The organism is Prevotella sp. 885 (genome assembly GCF_002265625.1).
In the GTDB taxonomy this organism is placed as follows: Bacteria; Bacteroidota; Bacteroidia; order Bacteroidales; family Bacteroidaceae; genus Prevotella.
In genome coordinates, this window is the sequence record NZ_NOVE01000111.1 from 1 (window position 1) to 1,835 (window position 1,835).

Annotated in this window: 5 protein-coding genes; all 5 read left to right on the top strand. The window is 42.7% G+C overall.

Annotation, left to right across the window (positions count from 1 at the left end; all coding sequences use genetic code 11):
- Nucleotides 1-649 (top strand): hypothetical protein (locus CHL74_RS15965; RefSeq protein WP_176452290.1); only part of this gene is annotated, 649 nt, incomplete at its 5' end.
- Between the two features lie 11 nt (nt 650-660).
- Nucleotides 661-891, top strand: a complete 231-nt coding sequence (locus tag CHL74_RS15240) for a hypothetical protein (RefSeq protein WP_094882000.1) — start codon at nt 661-663, stop codon at nt 889-891.
- A gap of 92 nt (nt 892-983) precedes the next feature.
- Entirely contained in the window at nt 984-1,235 is a 252-nt protein-coding gene (locus CHL74_RS15245) for a prevent-host-death family protein (protein WP_094882001.1), read from the top strand.
- Nucleotides 1,225-1,578 (top strand): hypothetical protein, encoded by a 354-nt coding sequence (locus tag CHL74_RS15250; protein ID WP_094882002.1) that lies wholly within the window; start codon nt 1,225-1,227, stop codon nt 1,576-1,578. The genes CHL74_RS15245 and CHL74_RS15250 overlap by 11 nt, the downstream gene beginning before the upstream one ends.
- The coding region (locus CHL74_RS16060; RefSeq protein WP_217901468.1) for a hypothetical protein at nt 1,571-1,835 on the top strand (265 nt) is incomplete at its 3' end. The genes CHL74_RS15250 and CHL74_RS16060, both read left to right, overlap by 8 nt.

The window sequence follows — 1,835 nt, forward strand, 5'->3', positions numbered from 1 at the left end:
GCCTGATGTCACGCTGCAGGGCTACACCGAGTGCCTGGCTCTCTTCGATGGCGAGTCTACACCTCGCATGGTGCGCATCGAGGATGCTAAAGTGGACACCAAGAACACCACCTTGATACGTGACATTCTAAGTCCTATTGCTATAGAAACCCGCATCGGCAGCAAGTGCCGACTACTTCAGTTCACCGTTCATCGTGGCTTTCTTGCCAAGACGTTCTATGTCACTAACCGCACACCGAACCTCACGCTACTCGTGCGCAATGAGTTCAACTGCGATGAATACATACATCTCACTTGCGTCACAAAGAGCAAGCTCGACCTCGACCGTTCCACAGCCACCTCGCTCGGTGTCACCACCTTCTATGATGACAAGTCCGCCTACGAGTATGATGTGGAGTCCTCGATGCTTACCTTCGAGGAAGCCAAGCACTTCTCCCAGCTCCTCCTTTCTCGCTATGTCAACATCGTTGAGATAGGTGGTGCCCTGGCACCCATCACCATCACTGACATAAACAGTGAAATCTCCGATGCCGACAACGCCACGAACAGCATCAAGTTCAAGTACAAGTACAGTAGCCATCATTTCCCAATCACCATCGACTACGGCAACAACATCTTCGATGATCCTTTCTACCGCACCTTCGATTAACGCCCATCGCTATGCAATCCATCCACATCTCCACACTCCGCAAAATCCTCTCCAGTCCCGAACCCATCGACATCCGTCTATGGACTCGTAGCGGTGAAATCCAGTCATGGCACCGCTGCATCTCCCTCAAATATAATTTCTATAAAGGCACAAGACGAATGAAGCTGCTGGACTCTAATGAAATCCGGCAGCTTCGCGATGTGTGTATATTTGAGGTGAATGGGATTGAGGTGTATATGTAATTTGGCTACCAAATTATGTTAATTGGCTACCATTTCGATTGTTGTTTCAATAAAAAAGCGTATCTTTGCATCGTAAACAAATATATTGAATTATGGTTGTAGTTAGCACAAGAGACTTTCGTACTAATCAGACAAAGTATCTGAATTTGGCAAAAGCAGGAGAGCACGTAGTCCTAAAATCACGTGCTGGCAGTTTCCGCATCTTCCCAGATGACGGAAGTAATACCATTGACGCACCGCGCGACTTGATGAAAGAACTCAGAAACGCTTTGACGGAGGTAAAGGAAGCCATTGCCGGAAAGCGTAAACTTCAATCTGCAGAAAGCTTGCTCGATGAGTTGTAATATTACAGTATCGGTTTCTGACGACTTCGCAAAAGAAGCAAAACGTCTCGCTAAGAAATATCCAAGTTTTAAACAAGACTATAAGGAGTTTCTTGAAAGCATTAAGAATAATCCTTTGCAAGGCGATGAAATTACAAAAAACATACGCAAAATCCGTATGGCTATCAAAGCTAAAGGCAAAGGTAAATCTGGTGGAGCAAGGGTCATTACCTTCAATGTCCTTACAGATGTGGAAAACGGTAATGTGTTTTTTCTTCTTCTCTATGATAAAGAGGATGCTTCTACTGTCAAAGTCAATGTTGTCAAGCAACTTGTGCAAGACATGGGATTTGATATTGAATAGATTCTATAATGAAGCTGTTGGAATTATTCAGATTCCAGCAGCTTCTTATCGTATTTCTGTCTATCAAATTATTCTTCTAAATTCTTTGAAATCTCAAAGTTATGTTGTATCTTTGAAAACAAAAAAAATGATAAATATTGATTTCACACGCGTAAATAATGTTAGCAATAAAAGTTTAGACAATTTATTTGGAGGACTTGTCTCTTCAATTAATAGTTCGTCTGTTTACTACTATACAGATATAAATGCTTTTCTTA